The 16,623-nt window shown below is 41.1% G+C and carries 13 protein-coding genes and 4 tRNA genes; 11 read left to right on the top strand and 6 right to left on the bottom strand.

Annotation, left to right across the window (positions count from 1 at the left end; translation table 11 throughout):
* Position 1: 1 nt before the first annotated feature.
* From A9479_RS03445 to ppiD, 10 genes are all read left to right on the top strand, one after another.
* Positions 2–78 (top strand) — tRNA-Arg (locus tag A9479_RS03445).
* Positions 79–102: 24 nt separating this feature from the next.
* Positions 103–178: transfer RNA gene (locus A9479_RS03450), tRNA-His, on the top strand.
* A 17-nt stretch (positions 179–195) separates the two neighbouring features.
* Positions 196–272: transfer RNA gene (locus tag A9479_RS03455), tRNA-Pro, on the top strand.
* Positions 273–326: 54 nt separating this feature from the next.
* Positions 327–403: transfer RNA gene (locus tag A9479_RS03460), tRNA-Pro, on the top strand.
* A 354-nt stretch (positions 404–757) separates the two neighbouring features.
* Positions 758–2,062 (top strand): trigger factor, encoded by a 1,305-nt coding sequence (tig, locus tag A9479_RS03465; protein ID WP_058155052.1) that lies wholly within the window; start codon positions 758–760, stop codon positions 2,060–2,062.
* 159 nt (positions 2,063–2,221) lie between these two features.
* Positions 2,222–2,839 carry an ATP-dependent Clp endopeptidase proteolytic subunit ClpP gene (gene clpP, locus A9479_RS03470; RefSeq protein ID WP_013465450.1) on the top strand — a complete coding sequence of 206 codons (618 nt, stop codon included), beginning with the start codon at positions 2,222–2,224 and terminating at the stop codon, positions 2,837–2,839.
* Positions 2,840–2,970: 131 nt separating this feature from the next.
* Positions 2,971–4,254, top strand: coding sequence for an ATP-dependent protease ATP-binding subunit ClpX (gene clpX, locus A9479_RS03475; RefSeq protein WP_064662712.1), 1,284 nt, complete (start codon positions 2,971–2,973; stop codon positions 4,252–4,254).
* 149 nt (positions 4,255–4,403) lie between these two features.
* A complete protein-coding gene (lon, locus tag A9479_RS03480; RefSeq protein ID WP_013465448.1) occupies positions 4,404–6,764 on the top strand; it encodes an endopeptidase La in 2,361 nt (786 codons plus the stop codon).
* Positions 6,765–6,890: 126 nt separating this feature from the next.
* Positions 6,891–7,247 carry an HU family DNA-binding protein gene (locus tag A9479_RS03485; RefSeq protein ID WP_255314649.1) on the top strand — a complete coding sequence of 119 codons (357 nt, stop codon included), beginning with the start codon at positions 6,891–6,893 and terminating at the stop codon, positions 7,245–7,247.
* Between the two features lie 174 nt (positions 7,248–7,421).
* The gene (ppiD, locus tag A9479_RS03490; RefSeq protein WP_028834040.1) at positions 7,422–9,323 is read left to right on the top strand and encodes a peptidylprolyl isomerase; all 1,902 of its coding nucleotides are present in this window, start codon (positions 7,422–7,424) and stop codon (positions 9,321–9,323) included.
* 51 nt (positions 9,324–9,374) lie between these two features.
* Here the strand turns inward: ppiD and A9479_RS03495 are convergent, their stop codons facing one another.
* The 6 genes from A9479_RS03495 to pspF are packed head-to-tail and all read right to left on the bottom strand — an operon-like array spanning position 9,375 to position 15,726.
* Complete coding sequence (locus tag A9479_RS03495; RefSeq protein WP_013465446.1) at positions 9,375–10,136, bottom strand: ATP-binding cassette domain-containing protein; 762 nt, start codon at positions 10,134–10,136, stop codon at positions 9,375–9,377.
* A complete protein-coding gene (locus tag A9479_RS03500) occupies positions 10,136–11,128 on the bottom strand; it encodes an oligopeptide/dipeptide ABC transporter ATP-binding protein (protein WP_008111028.1) in 993 nt (330 codons plus the stop codon). Before A9479_RS03500 ends, A9479_RS03495 begins: the two co-directional genes overlap by 1 nt.
* Positions 11,129–12,022: an ABC transporter permease subunit gene (locus A9479_RS03505; protein ID WP_013465445.1), complete on the bottom strand. Its 894-nt coding sequence runs from the start codon at positions 12,020–12,022 to the stop codon at positions 11,129–11,131.
* On the bottom strand, positions 12,009–13,043 hold the full coding sequence (locus A9479_RS03510; protein WP_008111022.1) for an ABC transporter permease subunit: 1,035 nt from the start codon (positions 13,041–13,043) through the stop codon (positions 12,009–12,011). Before A9479_RS03510 ends, A9479_RS03505 begins: the two co-directional genes overlap by 14 nt.
* A complete protein-coding gene (locus tag A9479_RS03515) occupies positions 13,043–14,650 on the bottom strand; it encodes an ABC transporter substrate-binding protein (RefSeq protein ID WP_013465443.1) in 1,608 nt (535 codons plus the stop codon). The genes A9479_RS03510 and A9479_RS03515 overlap by 1 nt, the downstream gene beginning before the upstream one ends.
* Before the next feature lie 14 nt (positions 14,651–14,664).
* Positions 14,665–15,726: a phage shock protein operon transcriptional activator gene (gene pspF / locus A9479_RS03520; protein WP_016899277.1), complete on the bottom strand. Its 1,062-nt coding sequence runs from the start codon at positions 15,724–15,726 to the stop codon at positions 14,665–14,667.
* Positions 15,727–15,912: 186 nt separating this feature from the next.
* Between pspF and pspA the strand changes: the two genes are divergently transcribed.
* Complete coding sequence (gene pspA / locus A9479_RS03525) at positions 15,913–16,572, top strand: phage shock protein PspA (RefSeq protein WP_016899278.1); 660 nt, start codon at positions 15,913–15,915, stop codon at positions 16,570–16,572.
* Positions 16,573–16,623: the final 51 nt, after the last annotated feature.

A 16,623-nucleotide genomic window follows, 5' to 3' on the forward strand; every position in this document is an offset into this window, starting at 1 on the left:
TGCGCCCATAGCTCAGCTGGATAGAGCAACGCCCTTCTAAGGCGTCGGTCGAAGGTTCGAATCCTTCTGGGTGCGCCATTTTGAAAACACTGTAATGCCGTGGTGATTGTAGCTCAGTTGGTAGAGCCCCGGATTGTGATTCCGGTTGTCGTGGGTTCGAGCCCCATCAGTCACCCCAATTTACAAAAAGAATATCGGCGATTAGCGCAGTTTGGTAGCGCACTTGGTTTGGGTCCAAGGGGTCGCAGGTTCAAATCCTGCATCGCCGACCACTTTCTTACAAGTGGTCTTAAATCCAACATTTAAGTATTCAAGAAAAGTTATATCGGCGATTAGCGCAGTTTGGTAGCGCACTTGGTTTGGGTCCAAGGGGTCGCAGGTTCAAATCCTGCATCGCCGACCATTTTCCCCTAAGTAAAACACATCTAAACTCTACTTTTATTACACAACACCCTTAATTTTTTCTTTATTAATCGTATTTTCACTTAATTAGTCTGTTTTTTATTCGCTTAGTCGTTATCTAGCCTGATCTACCCCAAATAATTGCCCCCTACACTCGACTATCATAAATATTAGGTTATAATGCCGCGTCTATTTGTTTAATAATATAGTGCCCTAAGGGCAGAGCAGCAATGGTATCTCCTGGTAGTGACGGATTTTTTTAAGCCCCAAAGCTTGAATTTTATCAAGACGCCTATAGATTACTTTGTTTGTAAGGAAGGCGAACAGTCGCCAAAATTGAATATTGAGGTAAATCATGCAAGTTTCTGTTGAGACGACTCAAGGCCTTGAGCGCCGTCTGACCATCACCGTTCCTGCAGAGAACGTTGAGACCGAAGTAAAAAAACGCTTACAACAACTGTCAAAAACGCAGCGTATCGACGGTTTCCGTGCTGGTAAAGTTCCAGTATCAGTAATCAACAAGCGTTTCGGACCAGCTGTTCGTCAAGAAGTTGCTGGCGAAGTAATGCAACGTAATTACATTGAAGCAATTGTTGCTGAAAAAATTAACCCTGCAGGCGCACCTACATTTGCTCCTAAAGCACTTGAAGCAGGTAAAGATTTAGAATTCTCAGCAACATTTGAAGTTTACCCTGAAGTTGAAGTTCAAGGTTTAGAGAAAATTGCCGTTGAAAAACCAGCGGTAGAAGTTACTGACGAAGATTTAGCAAATATGCTAGAAACACTTCGTAAGCAACACGCTTCTTGGGCTGATGTTGATGCAGCGGCTGGCGCAAACGACCGTGTAACGGTTGATTTCGTTGGTACTATCGACGGCGAAGAATTTGAAGGCGGCAAAGCTGAAGACTTCCCATTAGAACTTGGCCAAGGTCGTATGATCCCAGGTTTTGAAGATAACATCGTTGGTAAAAAAGCAGGCGAAGAAGTGGTTGCTGATGTAACTTTCCCTGAAGATTACCATGCTGAAAACTTAAAAGGTAAGGCGGCTCAATTCACTATCACAGTGAAAAAAGTGGAAGCGCAAGAATTACCTGAATTAAGCGATGAGTTTGCAACTAAATTCGGTGTTACCGAAGGCGGCGTAGACGCGCTTAAAGAAGAAGTTAAAAAGAACATGACGCGTGAGCTAGACCAAGCGGTTAAAGCTAACGTTAAAGACCAAGCAATCAAAGGTCTTTTAGAGCAAAACGAAGTTGAAGTGCCTAAAGCATTAATCGACCAAGAAGTTGACGCACTACGTCAGCAAGCTGCTCAACGTTTTGGTGGCAATGGTCAAAACATGCCAGAGCTTCCAGCTGAATTGTTCCACGAACAAGCTGTAACACGTGTTAAAACTGGCCTATTATTAGGTGAAGTGATTAAAGCGAATGACATCAAAGTTGATGACGCTAAAGTTGAAGCATTGATTGCAACTGTAGCTTCTGCATACGAAGATCCAACTGAAGTAGTAGAATACTACAAAGCAAATGATCAACTAATGCAGCAAATGCGTAATGTAGCAATGGAAGAGCAAGCTGTTGAAGCTATTTTAGCTAAAGCAACTGTGACTGATGTTGAAAAAGCATTTGATGACATCATGAATCCACAGCAAGGTGCATAATAAGTCATTGACTTAAGCGCTCGCTAACGATTAAATGGCTCGTGTTACTCTGTTTATGCAGTGTGCCCGGGCCATTTTAGTTTGTGGTTCTTAATTAGCTAAAAATGATCATTATGCTTTTCTTAGAATAAGTATAAGCGCATAAGGAATTAAATAAGTATGAACACTGGTATGACAGATCCCCTAAACGCATTAGTCCCTATGGTTGTTGAGCAAACAGCTAAAGGCGAGCGCTCGTTTGATATTTATTCGAGACTATTAAAAGAGCGTATTATCTTTTTAACGGGCCAAGTTGAAGACAACATGGCAAACCTGATCTTAGCGCAAATGCTATTTTTAGAATCAGAGAACCCAGAAAAAGATATTTTCTTATATATCAATTCACCGGGTGGCTCTGTCACTGCGGGAATGGCTATTTACGATACAATGAACTTCATTAAACCAGACGTAAGCACAATCTGTGTAGGCCAAGCGGCTAGCATGGGCGCATTTTTACTGTCTGGTGGCGCGAAGGGTAAACGTTTTTGTTTACCAAATTCACGCGTGATGATTCACCAACCGTTAGGTGGATTCCAAGGTCAAGCATCTGATTTTGAAATACACGCAAAAGAAATCCTGTCTATTAAAGACAAATTAAATCGCTTAATGGCTGAGCATACTGGCCAACCGCTTGACGTTGTTTCACGCGATACAGACCGTGACAATTTTATGAGTGCAAGCCAAGCTGTAGATTACGGTATTGTTGACTCAGTATTTACTAATCGCGGTAGCAAGTAAGTATGCCTGCAAGTAGTGATGCTTGCTAATGAGAGTTACTATGCGAAAAACACTAAATTTTGGTATAGTTAAAGCGTATTAAAATAGCCACCAAGACTTTGGTGGCCAACGTAATAAAATGAGGTAGCTGAATGTCTGACACTCCTACAGACGGCGACAAAAGTAATAAATTGTTATACTGCTCTTTTTGTGGCAAAAGCCAGCATGAAGTTCGAAAGTTAATTGCAGGACCTTCAGTATACGTTTGTGATGAATGTGTAGAGCTGTGTAATGATATTATCAGGGAAGAAATTAAAGACATCGCGCCTAAGCATGATGCCGCTGACAAATTACCTGTGCCAAAAGAAATTCGTAACCACTTAGACGACTACGTTATTGGTCAAGACCATGCGAAGAAAGTATTGTCTGTAGCGGTTTACAATCACTACAAGCGTTTACGCAATCAATCAACTAAACAAGACGTTGAACTAGGTAAAAGTAATATTTTATTAATTGGCCCAACCGGGAGTGGTAAAACATTATTAGCTGAAACGTTAGCTCGTTTACTTGATGTGCCGTTTACTATGGCCGATGCCACCACACTAACCGAAGCCGGTTATGTAGGTGAAGATGTTGAAAACATTATTCAAAAGCTTTTACAAAAATGTGACTACGACGTAGAAAAAGCACAACGTGGTATTGTTTACATTGATGAAATTGACAAAATTTCTCGTAAATCAGATAACCCATCAATCACACGTGATGTATCAGGTGAAGGTGTACAACAAGCGTTACTTAAATTGATTGAGGGTACAGTGGCTTCTGTTCCTCCACAAGGTGGGCGTAAACATCCACAACAAGAGTTTTTACAAGTAGATACTTCTAAGATACTGTTTATTTGTGGTGGTGCATTTGCTGGTCTTGATAAAGTTATTGAACAGCGTAGCCATAAAAACACCGGTATTGGTTTTGGTGTTGACGTTAAAGAGTCGGCGGCGAGCCGTTCTTTGAGTGAAACATTTAAAGATGTAGAGCCAGAAGATTTAGTAAAATATGGTTTAATTCCAGAGTTTATTGGTCGTTTACCTGTAGTTGCAACATTGACTGAACTTGATGAAGCCGCGCTGGTTCAGATTTTAAGTGAGCCTAAAAACGCCATTACTAAGCAGTTTTCAGTATTGTTTGCTATGGAAGATGTTGAGCTTGAGTTTCGTGATGACGCACTGCGTGCTATTGCTCATAAAGCAATGGAACGTAAAACCGGTGCGCGTGGCTTACGTTCAATCGTAGAAGGTGTATTGCTTGATACTATGTATGAGCTGCCTTCAATTGATAACGTTAGCAAAGTGGTTGTTGATGAAACCGTTATTAAAGGCGAGTCTGATCCTATCTTAATTTATGATAGCAGTAATCAAGAACACGCTGCGGCAGATTAAATTCTGAGCGAATTATAAAAAAAGGGAGCCAATGGCTCCTTTTTTTATAATTAATTTAATCGAGTTAACAAAAATTGTTGAACTTTAATTAGGTTATCCCCATATACTTGAGTAATCTTTAAATAAATGAAGTGCAAAGAGAAAATACAATGACGCTTGAGAGAAACGATCGAGTCGAAATCCCTGTGCTAGCACTGCGCGATGTGGTGGTGTATCCACACATGGTGATCCCGCTTTTTGTAGGCCGTGAAAAATCAATAAAATGCCTTGAAGCGGCAATGGATAAAGACAAACAAATTTTCTTAGTTGCACAAAAAGATGCAACTGTAGATGAGCCTGAGAAAGACGATATTTATCGTGTTGGGACAATTGCGACTGTACTTCAATTATTAAAGCTACCCGATGGTACAGTAAAAGTATTAGTTGAAGGCACACAACGTGCGAATATCGAAGAGTTTGTTGATAACGAAGACTTTTTCGTTGCTAATGCACAGTTCATTGAATCGGATTCAGTGAACGAACAAGAACAAGATATCTTTATTCGTAGTGCATTGAGCCAGTTTGAAGGCTATGTAAAATTAAATAAAAAAATCCCACCTGAAGTGATGACCTCGGTATCGGGTATTGATGAGCCTGCGCGTCTTGCTGACACTATGGCAGCACATATGCCATTGAAAGTGCCTGAAAAACAAAAAGTACTTGAAATATCTAGCGTTACAGAACGTTTAGAGTACTTAATGGCGCTGATGGAAGGTGAAATAGACTTATTGCAAGTTGAGAAGAAAATTCGCACCCGCGTTAAAAAGCAAATGGAAAAATCGCAGCGTGAGTATTACCTCAATGAGCAAATGAAAGCGATTCAAAAAGAGTTGGGTGAAATTGATGACGTACCGGATGAATTTGAAGCGTTGAAAAAGCGCATTGAAGAGTCTGGCATGCCATCAGAAGCGAAAGAAAAAGCCACAGCTGAATTAAATAAGCTTAAAATGATGTCGCCAATGTCGGCAGAAGCCAGTGTTGTTCGCTCATACATAGATACGTTAATTAACGTACCGTGGAAAAAACGCTCCAAGGTGAAAAAAGACTTAGCCGGCGCGCAAAAAATATTAGATAGCGACCACCACGGCCTTGATAAAGTCAAAGAGCGCATTATTGAGTACCTCGCAGTACAACAGCGCACAAATAAACTTAAAGGGCCAATCTTATGTTTAGTTGGACCGCCAGGTGTAGGTAAAACATCACTTGGACAGTCTATTGCGCGTTCAACGGGTCGTAAATACGTTCGTATGGCACTCGGTGGTGTACGCGATGAGGCTGAGATTCGTGGGCATCGTCGTACTTACATTGGCTCTATGCCTGGTAAGTTAATTCAAAACATGACTAAAGTGGGCGTTAAAAACCCATTATTCTTGTTAGATGAAATTGACAAAATGTCAGCAGATATGCGCGGTGACCCTGCATCAGCATTGTTAGAAGTATTGGATCCTGAGCAAAACAGTCATTTTGCGGACCATTACTTAGAAGTTGATTACGACTTATCTGATGTGATGTTTGTTGCAACCTCGAATAGCTTTAATATTCCAGGTCCTTTATTAGACCGCATGGAAGTGATTCGATTATCGGGTTACACCGAAGACGAAAAGCTAAATATTGCTAAAGAACACTTAATTCCTAAGCAAATTAAGCGTAATGGTTTAAAAGCTAAAGAAGTTGAAATTGCCGACAGTGCTATCATTGGTATTATCCGTTATTACACTCGTGAAGCGGGCGTGCGTAATTTAGAGCGTGAAGTATCTAAGCTATGTCGTAAAGCGGTTAAAAATATCTTAATCGAAAAAGACACTAAAACAGTGACAATTGATGCAGATAACCTTGAAGAATACTTAGGTGTGCAACGCTTTGATTACGGTAAAGCAGAAGACGGCGACCGTATTGGTCAAGTTACAGGCCTTGCATGGACAGAAGTCGGTGGTGACTTACTCACGATTGAATGTGCTGCAGTACCAGGTAAAGGCAAATTGACTTACACCGGCTCGTTAGGCGATGTAATGCAAGAGTCGATTCAAGCGGCAATGACCGTTGTGCGTAATCGTGCTGATGAGCTGCGTATTAATAGCGACTTTTATGAAAAGCGCGATATTCACGTACACGTACCTGAGGGCGCAACACCTAAAGATGGCCCAAGTGCCGGTATTGCAATGGTAACGTGTTTGGTTTCAAGCTTAACCGGTAATGCGGTGCGCTCTGATGTAGCCATGACAGGTGAAATTACCTTACGTGGTGAAGTATTGCCTATTGGTGGTTTAAAAGAGAAATTATTAGCGGCTCACCGTGGTGGGATTAAAACGGTCATCATTCCAAAAATTAACGAACGTGACTTAAAAGAGATACCTGACAATGTATTGGCGGGTCTTGATATTCACCCAGTTACATGGATTGATGAGGTATTAAAGCTTGCTTTAGTGCATCCAGTTGATAGTTTTTCAGTCGAAACACCGAAAAAGCAGTAAAAAAGCCAAAAAAAGTGCTTTTAGGGGCTTTTCAAATCTAAACGGTATGATAAGTTAAGCACTGGTTTTCAAGCCTAGCCCTTGCAGGGCCTAGGCTTAAGAAAAATATAATCATATGAGCTTTAAATAAATGCTCAAAAATTTCAAAACAGTGATGTTAGTTTAAAAAAACAATCGCTCTTGATAACAACAATGAAAGAGGATGATATTGTGAATAAATCTCAATTAATCGATCAAATCGCAGCTGATGCTGACATTTCTAAAGCGGCTGCAGGTCGTGCACTAGATTCATTCATCGAATCTGTATCTGGCGCGCTAAAAGATGGCGACTCAGTTGCACTTGTTGGTTTTGGTACTTTCTCTGTACGTGAGCGTGCTGCTCGTGCAGGTCGTAACCCACAAACTGGTGAAACGATTCAAATTGCTGCTGCTAACATCCCAGCTTTTAAAGCCGGTAAAGCGCTTAAAGACGCAGTAAACTAATCACTGTGTAAACAAATTAGTTATGGCGAGTGAACAATACGCTTAATTATTCTAATCGATGAATTAAGTTACTTCACCGCCAGTTACTTCAAGTGAAAAAGCGTATCTGGTAAGATACGCTTTTTTTACATATGACAAGGTAGAAAAGACCTTGGTCAGAAAAGAGATAAACAAATGCTTGAGAAAATCAGAGAAGGTTCGCAAGGGCCGGTAGCCAAAGTCATTTTAGGCGCGGTGATTTTATCTTTTGCCTTAGCTGGGATCGGTAGTTACTTAGGTCAAACCACAGAACAACCCGTTGCTGAAGTAAATGGAATTAAAATTAGCCAAACAGAATTTAGCCGTGCGTTTCAAAATGAACGTAGCCGCTTAGAACAACAATTTGGTGAATATTTTACCCAAATAGCAGCCGATCCAACTTATATGGCTCAAATACGTCAAGGCGTGATTGACCGTTTAGTACAACAAGAATTACAAAGCCAGTTAGCGACTGAGCTGGGTCTGCGTGTGAGTGATGAAAGTATTCGTCAAACAATTTTAGAGCTTCCTTATTTTAAAATTGGCGATCAATTTAATAACGACCGTTACTTACAAGTGATTCGTCAAATGAACTTCCAACCTGATTCATTTCGAGAGTACCTTCGTGATGATATGACACGTAGCCAGTTAGTGTCAGCGGTTGCAGGAACTGACTTTGCATTGCAAAACGAGCTTAAATCAGCCATTGCACTGCAACAACAAACTCGCAGCATTGATTATTTAGTCATTGATAAACAAGCAATGCAGGCTGATGTTGACGTTACTGATCAAGAAGTGGCTGATTATTACGAATTAAATGCAGGGCAATTTTTATCGCCAGAGCTTATTTCAGTTAATTACATTGAGTTAGATGCAGATGATATCGATGTTGCATCGGTAAGCGAAGACGACGTAAAAGCATATTATGAGCAGAGTAAAGCGCAATATGTTGAGCCTGAAAAACGTCGTGTATCACATATCTTAATTGATAACAGTGAAGATGACGATGCGGCAAAAGCGAAAGCTGAGTCTTTATTAGCACAGCTTAATGCGGGTGCTGATTTTGCACAATTAGCTGAATCGTCGTCAGATGATATTGTTAGCGCCGAAATGGGTGGTGACCTAGAGTGGATTGAACGTGATGTCATGGAGCCTGCATTTGAAGATGCTGCTTTTGCACTGCAAAACAAAGGTGATTACTCTGATGTAGTAGCCTCTGAATTTGGTTATCACATCATTAAACTTACAGACATTCAATCGCAGCAAGTTAAACCTTACGATGCCGTGAAAGCCGATTTACGTGCTGAACTTGAACAAGCTGAAAAAGTGGATGCGTTTTACGAGAAGCAAACAGAAATGGGTGCGTTAGCATTTGAGATTTCTGACCGCTTAGACGATGCTGCTGAAGTGGCGGGTGTTGAAGTACAATCTACACCGCTATTAGCACTGAGTGCGCTTCCTGAGCCGCTTAATAATCCTGCGGTTATAACCGCATTATCATCAGTTGAATTACTAGAAGATAAAGTAAACTCAGAAGTAATCGAACTAGGTAATGAGCACGTGATTGTGGTTCGTGTTAACGAGCATCAACCGGCTGCAACCAAAGCATTGAGCGAAGTAAGCGAGCAAATTAAAACACGCTTAGTAAACGAAAAAGCGTCGGATCTTGCTAAAGAAAAAGCACGTACCTTATTTGCACAAATCAAAGACGGTAAGAGCTTAAACGATGTTGCTGCTGAGCAGTCACTAAGCGTTCGTCAAGAGTCGCAACTTACTCGTGAAAGCTTTGCTGTTTCGCCTGCTATTGTTACCCAAGTATTTAAAATGGCGCACCCACGAGATGGCGCAGTTTATGATGTAGTTAACTTAAACAATGGTGATGCTGCTATTGTTGCGCTTAACTCAGTCACGGATGCACCAGTGAGTGACAGCATTGAGCCACAAATGAAGCAAAATATCACGATGGCCCAAGCACAGAAAAACTATACGGTATTCATTGAGTCGCTTAAGCAACAAGCGGAACTAAATGTACCAAAAGCAGCGCAACCTGCGGAATAAATAATAGCTAAACTATAAAAGGCGCCAATTGGCGCCTTTTTTGTTTTTGTATTAACAGCTTAATAAGCGTTGAGTAACCTTTGACTGTGGGCTTTGAAAAATAGCTTCAGTGGGACCGTATTCAACAATTTCACCTTTATTGAGAACGACTAATTGGTCGCTAATATGACGCACTAAACTTAAGTGATGGGTGATCAAAATATAGGTTAAACCGGTTTCGAGCTGTAATTTAAGTAATAAGTTAACTATTTGCGCCCTCACAGAGGGGTCAAGCGACGAAAGTGCCTCATCGAGTACAACGACCTTGGGATCTAAAATAAGTGCGCGAGCGAGCGCTATACGCTGTAATTGCCCAATACTAAACATATGCGGATAGTATTGTTGATGATCAACCAGCAAACCGACCTTAAGTAAAGTACTGCCAATTTTTTCACTGCGCTGATCTTTATCAAAATCGGTATTAAATTTTAGGCAATCGTCGAGCATTTCTGCAATGGTTAATGCCGGGTTTAATGAGGTGGCCGAATCTTGAAAAATCATTCGGATGTAACGGCACTGAGCATCGCGCTGGCCGTTGTTTTCAATGGTGTTATTTTCTAATAATATTTGTCCGCTGTCTGCACTGTATGCGCCAACTAACAATTTAGCGAGGGTGCTTTTTCCTGAGCCGGTTTCACCAATAATGGCAATCGTTTCACCTTTACCAATACTAAATGAGATGTTTTTTAGTACATCAAATTTTTTACGGCTAAATAAACCTGCACGCATGTTAAAGGCTTTTGACAAGGCTTGAACTTTTAACAAGGGTTGCATTATTTTACTTCCTTGATCAATGGAAAGTGACACGCGTAACTATGGCCGTGGTGTTTAGAGAGTTTAGGGGCAACCACACACTCTTTTTGTGCTTGCGGGCAACGCGGTCCTAAACGACAACCAATCGGTAAATGTTGTAGTGTAGGTATGGTGCCTTTTAATGCATAAAAAGGTTCTTTATGGGCTAAGCCGTGCTCATAATCAGGTAAGCTTTTTAATAAAGCCTGCGTATAGGGATGACGCGGTTGGCTAAAAATACGGTGCGTTGGACCCGCTTCAACCATTTGTCCGCAATACAAAACATGAATACCATGTGACCAATTTACTATTTCTTCTAGCTCATGGGAAATCATCAAAATAGACATATTCTTTAGCTGATTCAAACTTTTTAATAATCGAAATACCTGCGCACGAGTGGTACTTTCTAATGCGGTTGTTGGTTCATCAGCAATGAGCAATTTAGGTGTACGCGCAATGGCCATGGCTATCATGACTTTTTGACAAACGCCTTCAGAGAGTTCATGAGGGTAGCTATCAAGCACGGCTTCATGATTTTTAATGCCCACTTTGTGTATCAGTGCTTTTACACGATCTTTACGCTCTCGGTTGCGTTTTAAGAAAAACCCTTTGGCGGCCACTTCAGGCAGTGTTTCAGCGATTTGGTTAAATATTTTTGCAGTAGGGTCAAGGCAGCGACTTGGATCTTGATAAATCATTGCAATGTCTTGGCTGACGGTTTTACGGCGCTGCTCTGGTGTGAGGCGCATTAAATCAACACCGCGCCAATGCATTCTATCGGCGGTTATAACCCAGCGTTCGTTAAGTACGCCTACAATGGCTTTTGCAATTAAGCTTTTTCCTGAGCCTGATTCTCCCACTAAGGCGTGTACTTCACCTTCTTTTAAACTAAAACTTACCCGGTCAACAGCGCGAATAGCGGTTTCAGACGTTTGCAGCTCTATGGTTAAGTTTCGAATATCTAGTAAATGCATTTAATCGGCCTTACGCGCTTGTAAAACTTTGCGAAGTCCATCGCCCACCAAGTTTGTTGAAAGAACGGCTAAAAATAGCAGTACACCCGGAAGTGCCACTGTCCATGGCGCTAAATAAATAAGCCCTAAGTTTTCGGCCAAAATAGCACCCCATTCAGTGGTCGGCGGCTGTGCGCCAAGTTTTAAAAACCCTAGCGCAGCAATATCTAAAATAGCTGTGGAGAGGGCCATAGTAAAAATAACCACAATATACTCATACACATTAGGAAAAATACCGCGCGATAAAATATGCCACTTAGAGGCCCCATCGAGCCGGTACGCTGTGACATAATCTTTACCTAGCTCATCAACGATTAGGTTTCTAATAGAATGAATAAACTGTGGTAACAGCGCTAAAATAATTGCCCAAACGGTATTCATTAACCCTGGGCCGAGTATGGCAATAATAATAATGGCCAATAATAATGAGGGGATAGATAAGGTTACATCAAGTAAATGGTTCAAAAAGCTAGAGCGTATGCCTTTGCTTATACCAGCAAATGTACCGACTAACACACCAATTATGGTGGTAATTAGTGCAGCCACGACCGACAAGCCAAATGTATAAGTCGCGCCATTCATTAAGCGTGAAAGCACATCTCGGCCTAAGTCATCGGTGCCTAAAATAAACCGCACATCGCCCATTTCATTCCATGAAGGTGGCAGCAGTAGTGCATTACTGTGCTGTTGGTTTACTCCATAGGGCGCAAGAAACGGCGCTGTTGCAGCTAATATACTAAAGGCAATAAACACCCATAAACCCACCAAAGCAGGATGGTTATTTTTAAATTTTCGCCATAGTCTCGCTAATGGCGATTTATTTGAATCTTCTGAAAATAAATTAAACTTTGCCATGCGCTTGGTTCCGAGACAGAGGATCGAGTAGGGTGTATGTTAGTTCAGCTATAATTGTGGCAATAATAATGAAAAAAGAAACGGCCATTAACCCCCCTTGTATGGCAGGGTAGTCACGTTGATAAATACTGTCTATTAACCAACGGCCAATCCCCGGCCATGAAAAAATAACCTCGGTGATCATAGCAAGGGTGATCAAGGTGCTAAATTGCAAACCAATTTGCTTTATGACTGGCAGTAATGCATTTCTCAGGGCGTGATGAATAATAAGCTGTCCACGGTTGAGGCCTTTGGCGCGAGCTGTTTTGATAAAGTTTTGATCCATTACTTTTAACATTGACTCGCGGGTAAAGCGCACCAATACAGTGGTCGGATACATAGCCAGTACAATGGTAGGTAAAGTTAGGTGATGCAGTGCATCAAGCATTGCCATGCCATTGTAGGGAAAATCAGCTAGTAAAATATCCAGTAAGATAAACCCGGTACTGGCCGGTATTTCATACAATAAGCTCACTCGCCCCGACATAGGAAACCAACCAAGTTTGAGCGAAAAAACCATAATTAGTAATAACGCGAGCCAAAAAATAGGCATAGAATAACCAACCATAGCTGTTGAGCTAATTAATTTATCAGGCCATTGTTTATGATAAGCCGATGCTAAAATCCCGACAGGCACGCCTACTACAACCGAGATGACTAACGCATAAATACTCAGCTCTAAGGTCGCTGGAATTAAATCAACCACGTGAGCAAAAACACTATCTCCTGAGGCAAACGACACGCCCCAATCGCCTTGTACTATTCGCCCAACAAAGGCAATGTACTGCATAAAGTAGTTACTGTTAAACAGGTACTTTTCTTCTAGCTGTGCATTTTGAGTAAAGTTAGTGTCTGGTATGCCGCTTAAGTTACTCAGTGGATCGCCAGGGAATAAGTAGCTCAGCGAAAAAGTAAAAATACTCAGTAATAACACCATGAAAAATAACAATCCGAGGCGGCGTAAAATATAATCGAATAACATTACTTCTTCCTCGCGTTAGCCAATGAAATAGCGCCAAATGGCCCGAGTGTGATCCCCTCAACATCAGCACTACTTGCCTGAAAACGCATGCCGTGGGCTATTGGGTATAAGGGTAATTGTTCGATGATCATACTTTGTGCAGCGTCGTAATATTGTTTACGTAAATTTAAATCGGTCGTATCGAGAGCTTTAGTTAACAGTAAATCAAATTCAGGATTACACCAGTTCGCTGGGTTTTTGCCACTGAAGGTCGCGGTGCAGCTAAGTAACGGGCTAAAAAAGTTATCAGGATCAGGCGTATCTGCTGCCCAACCTAATAATACACTGTCGTGACGGTGCTCGCCTATGCGTTGAATAAAGGTGTTCCACTCATATTCGACAATATTAACGTTAACGCCAATTTTGCGTAAATCGCTTTGCATCAGCTCTGCCATTTTTCGTGCATTGGGGTTATAAATACGGCTGACAGGCATAGCCCAAATGCTCATATCAAACCCTTTTTCATAACCGGCTTCAGTTAATAGTTTTTTTGCCAGTTGTGGGTCGAAAATTGGCATGTTCTTTTGTGGTTCAAACGCCCACGACGTGGGTGGTAATATTGACCGCGCACGAAGTCCATTACCGTAGTAAACTGCCTGCATTATTTTTTCTATATCAATGGCATGCACTAAGGCTTGGCGTACTTTTAAGTTATCAAACGGAGGGCGTTCGGTATTAAATGCCCAATAACCTATGTTTAAGTTGGTTTCCCTTTCAACGTTAATATCATCTCGCTGAGCTAAAATACTTAACTGTGCACTGCTAGGATGCGCAGTTACGTCACACTCTTTGGTAAGAATTTTAGCAATACGCGTGGTGCCATTAGGGGTAATGTCGTACACCAACTGCTCAAGTGCCACCTCGTGTTTCCAATAGTCAGCATTTTTATAAAAGCGTACTAAATGGTCGCGTCGATATTCTTTGTAAATATAAGGGCCGGTGCCAACTGGATATTGATCAAATAGGTTTTCTTGATTGTTGGCTTTGAGCGCCATGGCATATTCTTTAGAGAGCACCACGGCGAAATCGGTCGCCATATTCGCTAAAAAACTGCTTTCGGCGTTAAATAATTCAAACCGAACTTGGTGATCAGACACCCTGACAATTTTACGAATAAGTTGGTCAATCCCCACACTTTGAAAGTAGGGGTAATTCGCATCACCGACAAAGTGATAGGGGTTGTATACATCAAATAAACGACTGAAAGTGAAAATGACATCATCAGCGTTAAATTCGCGTGTTGGGGTAAAATACGCGGTGGTATGAAATTTAACACCTTTGCGCAGAGTAAAAGTGACAGACTTACCGTCTTTGCTAATTTTCCAGTCGGTGGCTAGTTCGCTTTTAAATTCAGCAGTCACAGGGTCAATACTAATTAACCGGTCGTACAACTGGTTAGCAATAATATCGATGGTTGATCCTGTGGTTGTGACTTGTGGATTGAACGACACAGGATTTGCCTCAGCGCAATAAACGAGGCCTTGGTTTTTTTCTTCTAAGATTTCTTCTTTACTATCAATGCAACCTACTAAACTCAATGATAATAAAGCAAGTAATAATTTATGCACCCGCACAACCTCTACTATTCCAGCAAATTGTATTTTTTCAAATAACCACGTAATTGATGATACGTTAAACCAAGTACTTCTGCAGTCTTCTTTTGATTAAATTGGCTATGTTCTAATGCTTTTTTTATTAATGTGATCTCAAATTCATTAGAGAGTGTTTTTAAGTCACAAGGAAACTCAGGTTCTGCGTTACTTAAACTCGGTGTTACAGGCGCTTCTTTGGGCTGGGTGTTAACAACTTCATTTTGCACAGCAACAGGGGCTTGTGTATGTTTAATACGTGCTTTAGGTCTAAAGCGGCTTTCGAATGGGTCTAAAATAATTTTATGCACAGGGATATGTTCATTGCCGTGGCGATACAGACTTCGCTCCACCACATTTTTAAGCTCACGCACATTACCCGGCCACTCATAACTGAGTAAACTTTCTTGTGCATTGCGAGTAAAGCCACTAAATAACTCCCACTCTAAGTCGCGTGCCATATTCATTGCAAATTGCTCAGCCAGTAACATAATATCGTCTTGGCGTTCGCGCAGTGGCGGTAGAGTGATTACATCAAACGCGAGCCTATCGAGTAAATCGCTTCTAAACTCACCTTGCTGCGCTAAATGGGGTAAGTCTTCATTGGTCGCACAGACTAAGCGCGTATCTACTTTAACCGTTTGTTTGCCGCCAACACGCTCAAACTCACCATACTCTATTACCCTTAATAGCTTTTCTTGCACTAGGGCAGAAGTATTTGCCAACTCATCTAAAAATAAGGTGCCGCTATTAGCCCGCTCAAATCGGCCTTCATGGCGTTTACTTGCGCCGGTAAATGCACCACTTTCATGGCCAAATAATTCACTTTCGAGTAGATTTTCGTTTAATGCCGCACAGTTGAGTTTGACGTAACTTTGATCCCAGCGCTTGGATAAAAAGTGTAAACGTGCTGCAATAAGCTCTTTACCGGTACCGCGTTCACCAATAATAAGTACGGGTTTATCTAGGTTTGCTAGCTGCGATACCTGATCAAGAACCGATAAAAAGCTGTCTGATTGGCCGAGCAAATTATCCTGTTGGCGATATTGACTCATATTTCCTAACTCTTAGTCATTTTTACTAACAGTTAGTGTATTTCATTATGATTGATAACAAAAGCAATTTGTAATTTACATTTAACTAGTTGAAATTTATTGCTATTTTAAAATTAAAAAAGTTGGCAAGCATATTGATACTAATAAAAGCAGACACATTTAGATTAAATAATAGAGGTATATGTTATGGGAATTTTTTCACGTTTTGCAGACATTGTTAATTCTAATATCAATGCCATTTTAGATAAAGCAGAAGACCCTGAAAAAATGGTTCGTCTTATTATCCAAGAGATGGAAGATACACTGGTAGAGGTACGCTCTACATCAGCAAAAACACTCGCTGAGAAAAAAGAATTAGTACGTCGCGTAGACACACTAAAAGCCCAAGTAAACGATTGGCAAGACAAAGCCGAATTGGCACTGAGCAAAGATCGTGACGATCTAGCACGCTCAGCATTACTTGAAAAGCAAAAATCAGCCGACGCAGTTGCTGCGGTAGAAAGTGAACTTGACCATGTAGAGTCTCATATTGAGAAGCTACAACAAGAGGTAACTACGCTACAAGAAAAGCTAGCAGATGCTAAGGCACGTCAAAAAGCGATTATTTTACGTCAACGCTCGGCTGAGTCGCGCCTTGAAGTTAAAAAAGCGCTTGATAGTTCTAAAGTAGAGGATGCACTTAATCGCTTTGAACGTTACGAAACCAAAATTGATGGGCTAGAATCTCAAATAGAGTCTTATGATTTAGGTAAACAAACGTTAGCTGATGAAATTGCAGACTTACAAAAGAATGAAAAGATTGATGACGAGTTAGCTGAACTTAAAAAGAAACTCGCAAATAAATAAAACGATAATATCAGGGGCCACGTGCCCCTGACATCAACATAGAATACGGAT

It is taken from the genome of Pseudoalteromonas sp. MQS005 (assembly GCF_001661605.1).
In the GTDB taxonomy this organism is placed as follows: Bacteria; Pseudomonadota; Gammaproteobacteria; order Enterobacterales; family Alteromonadaceae; genus Pseudoalteromonas; species Pseudoalteromonas tetraodonis.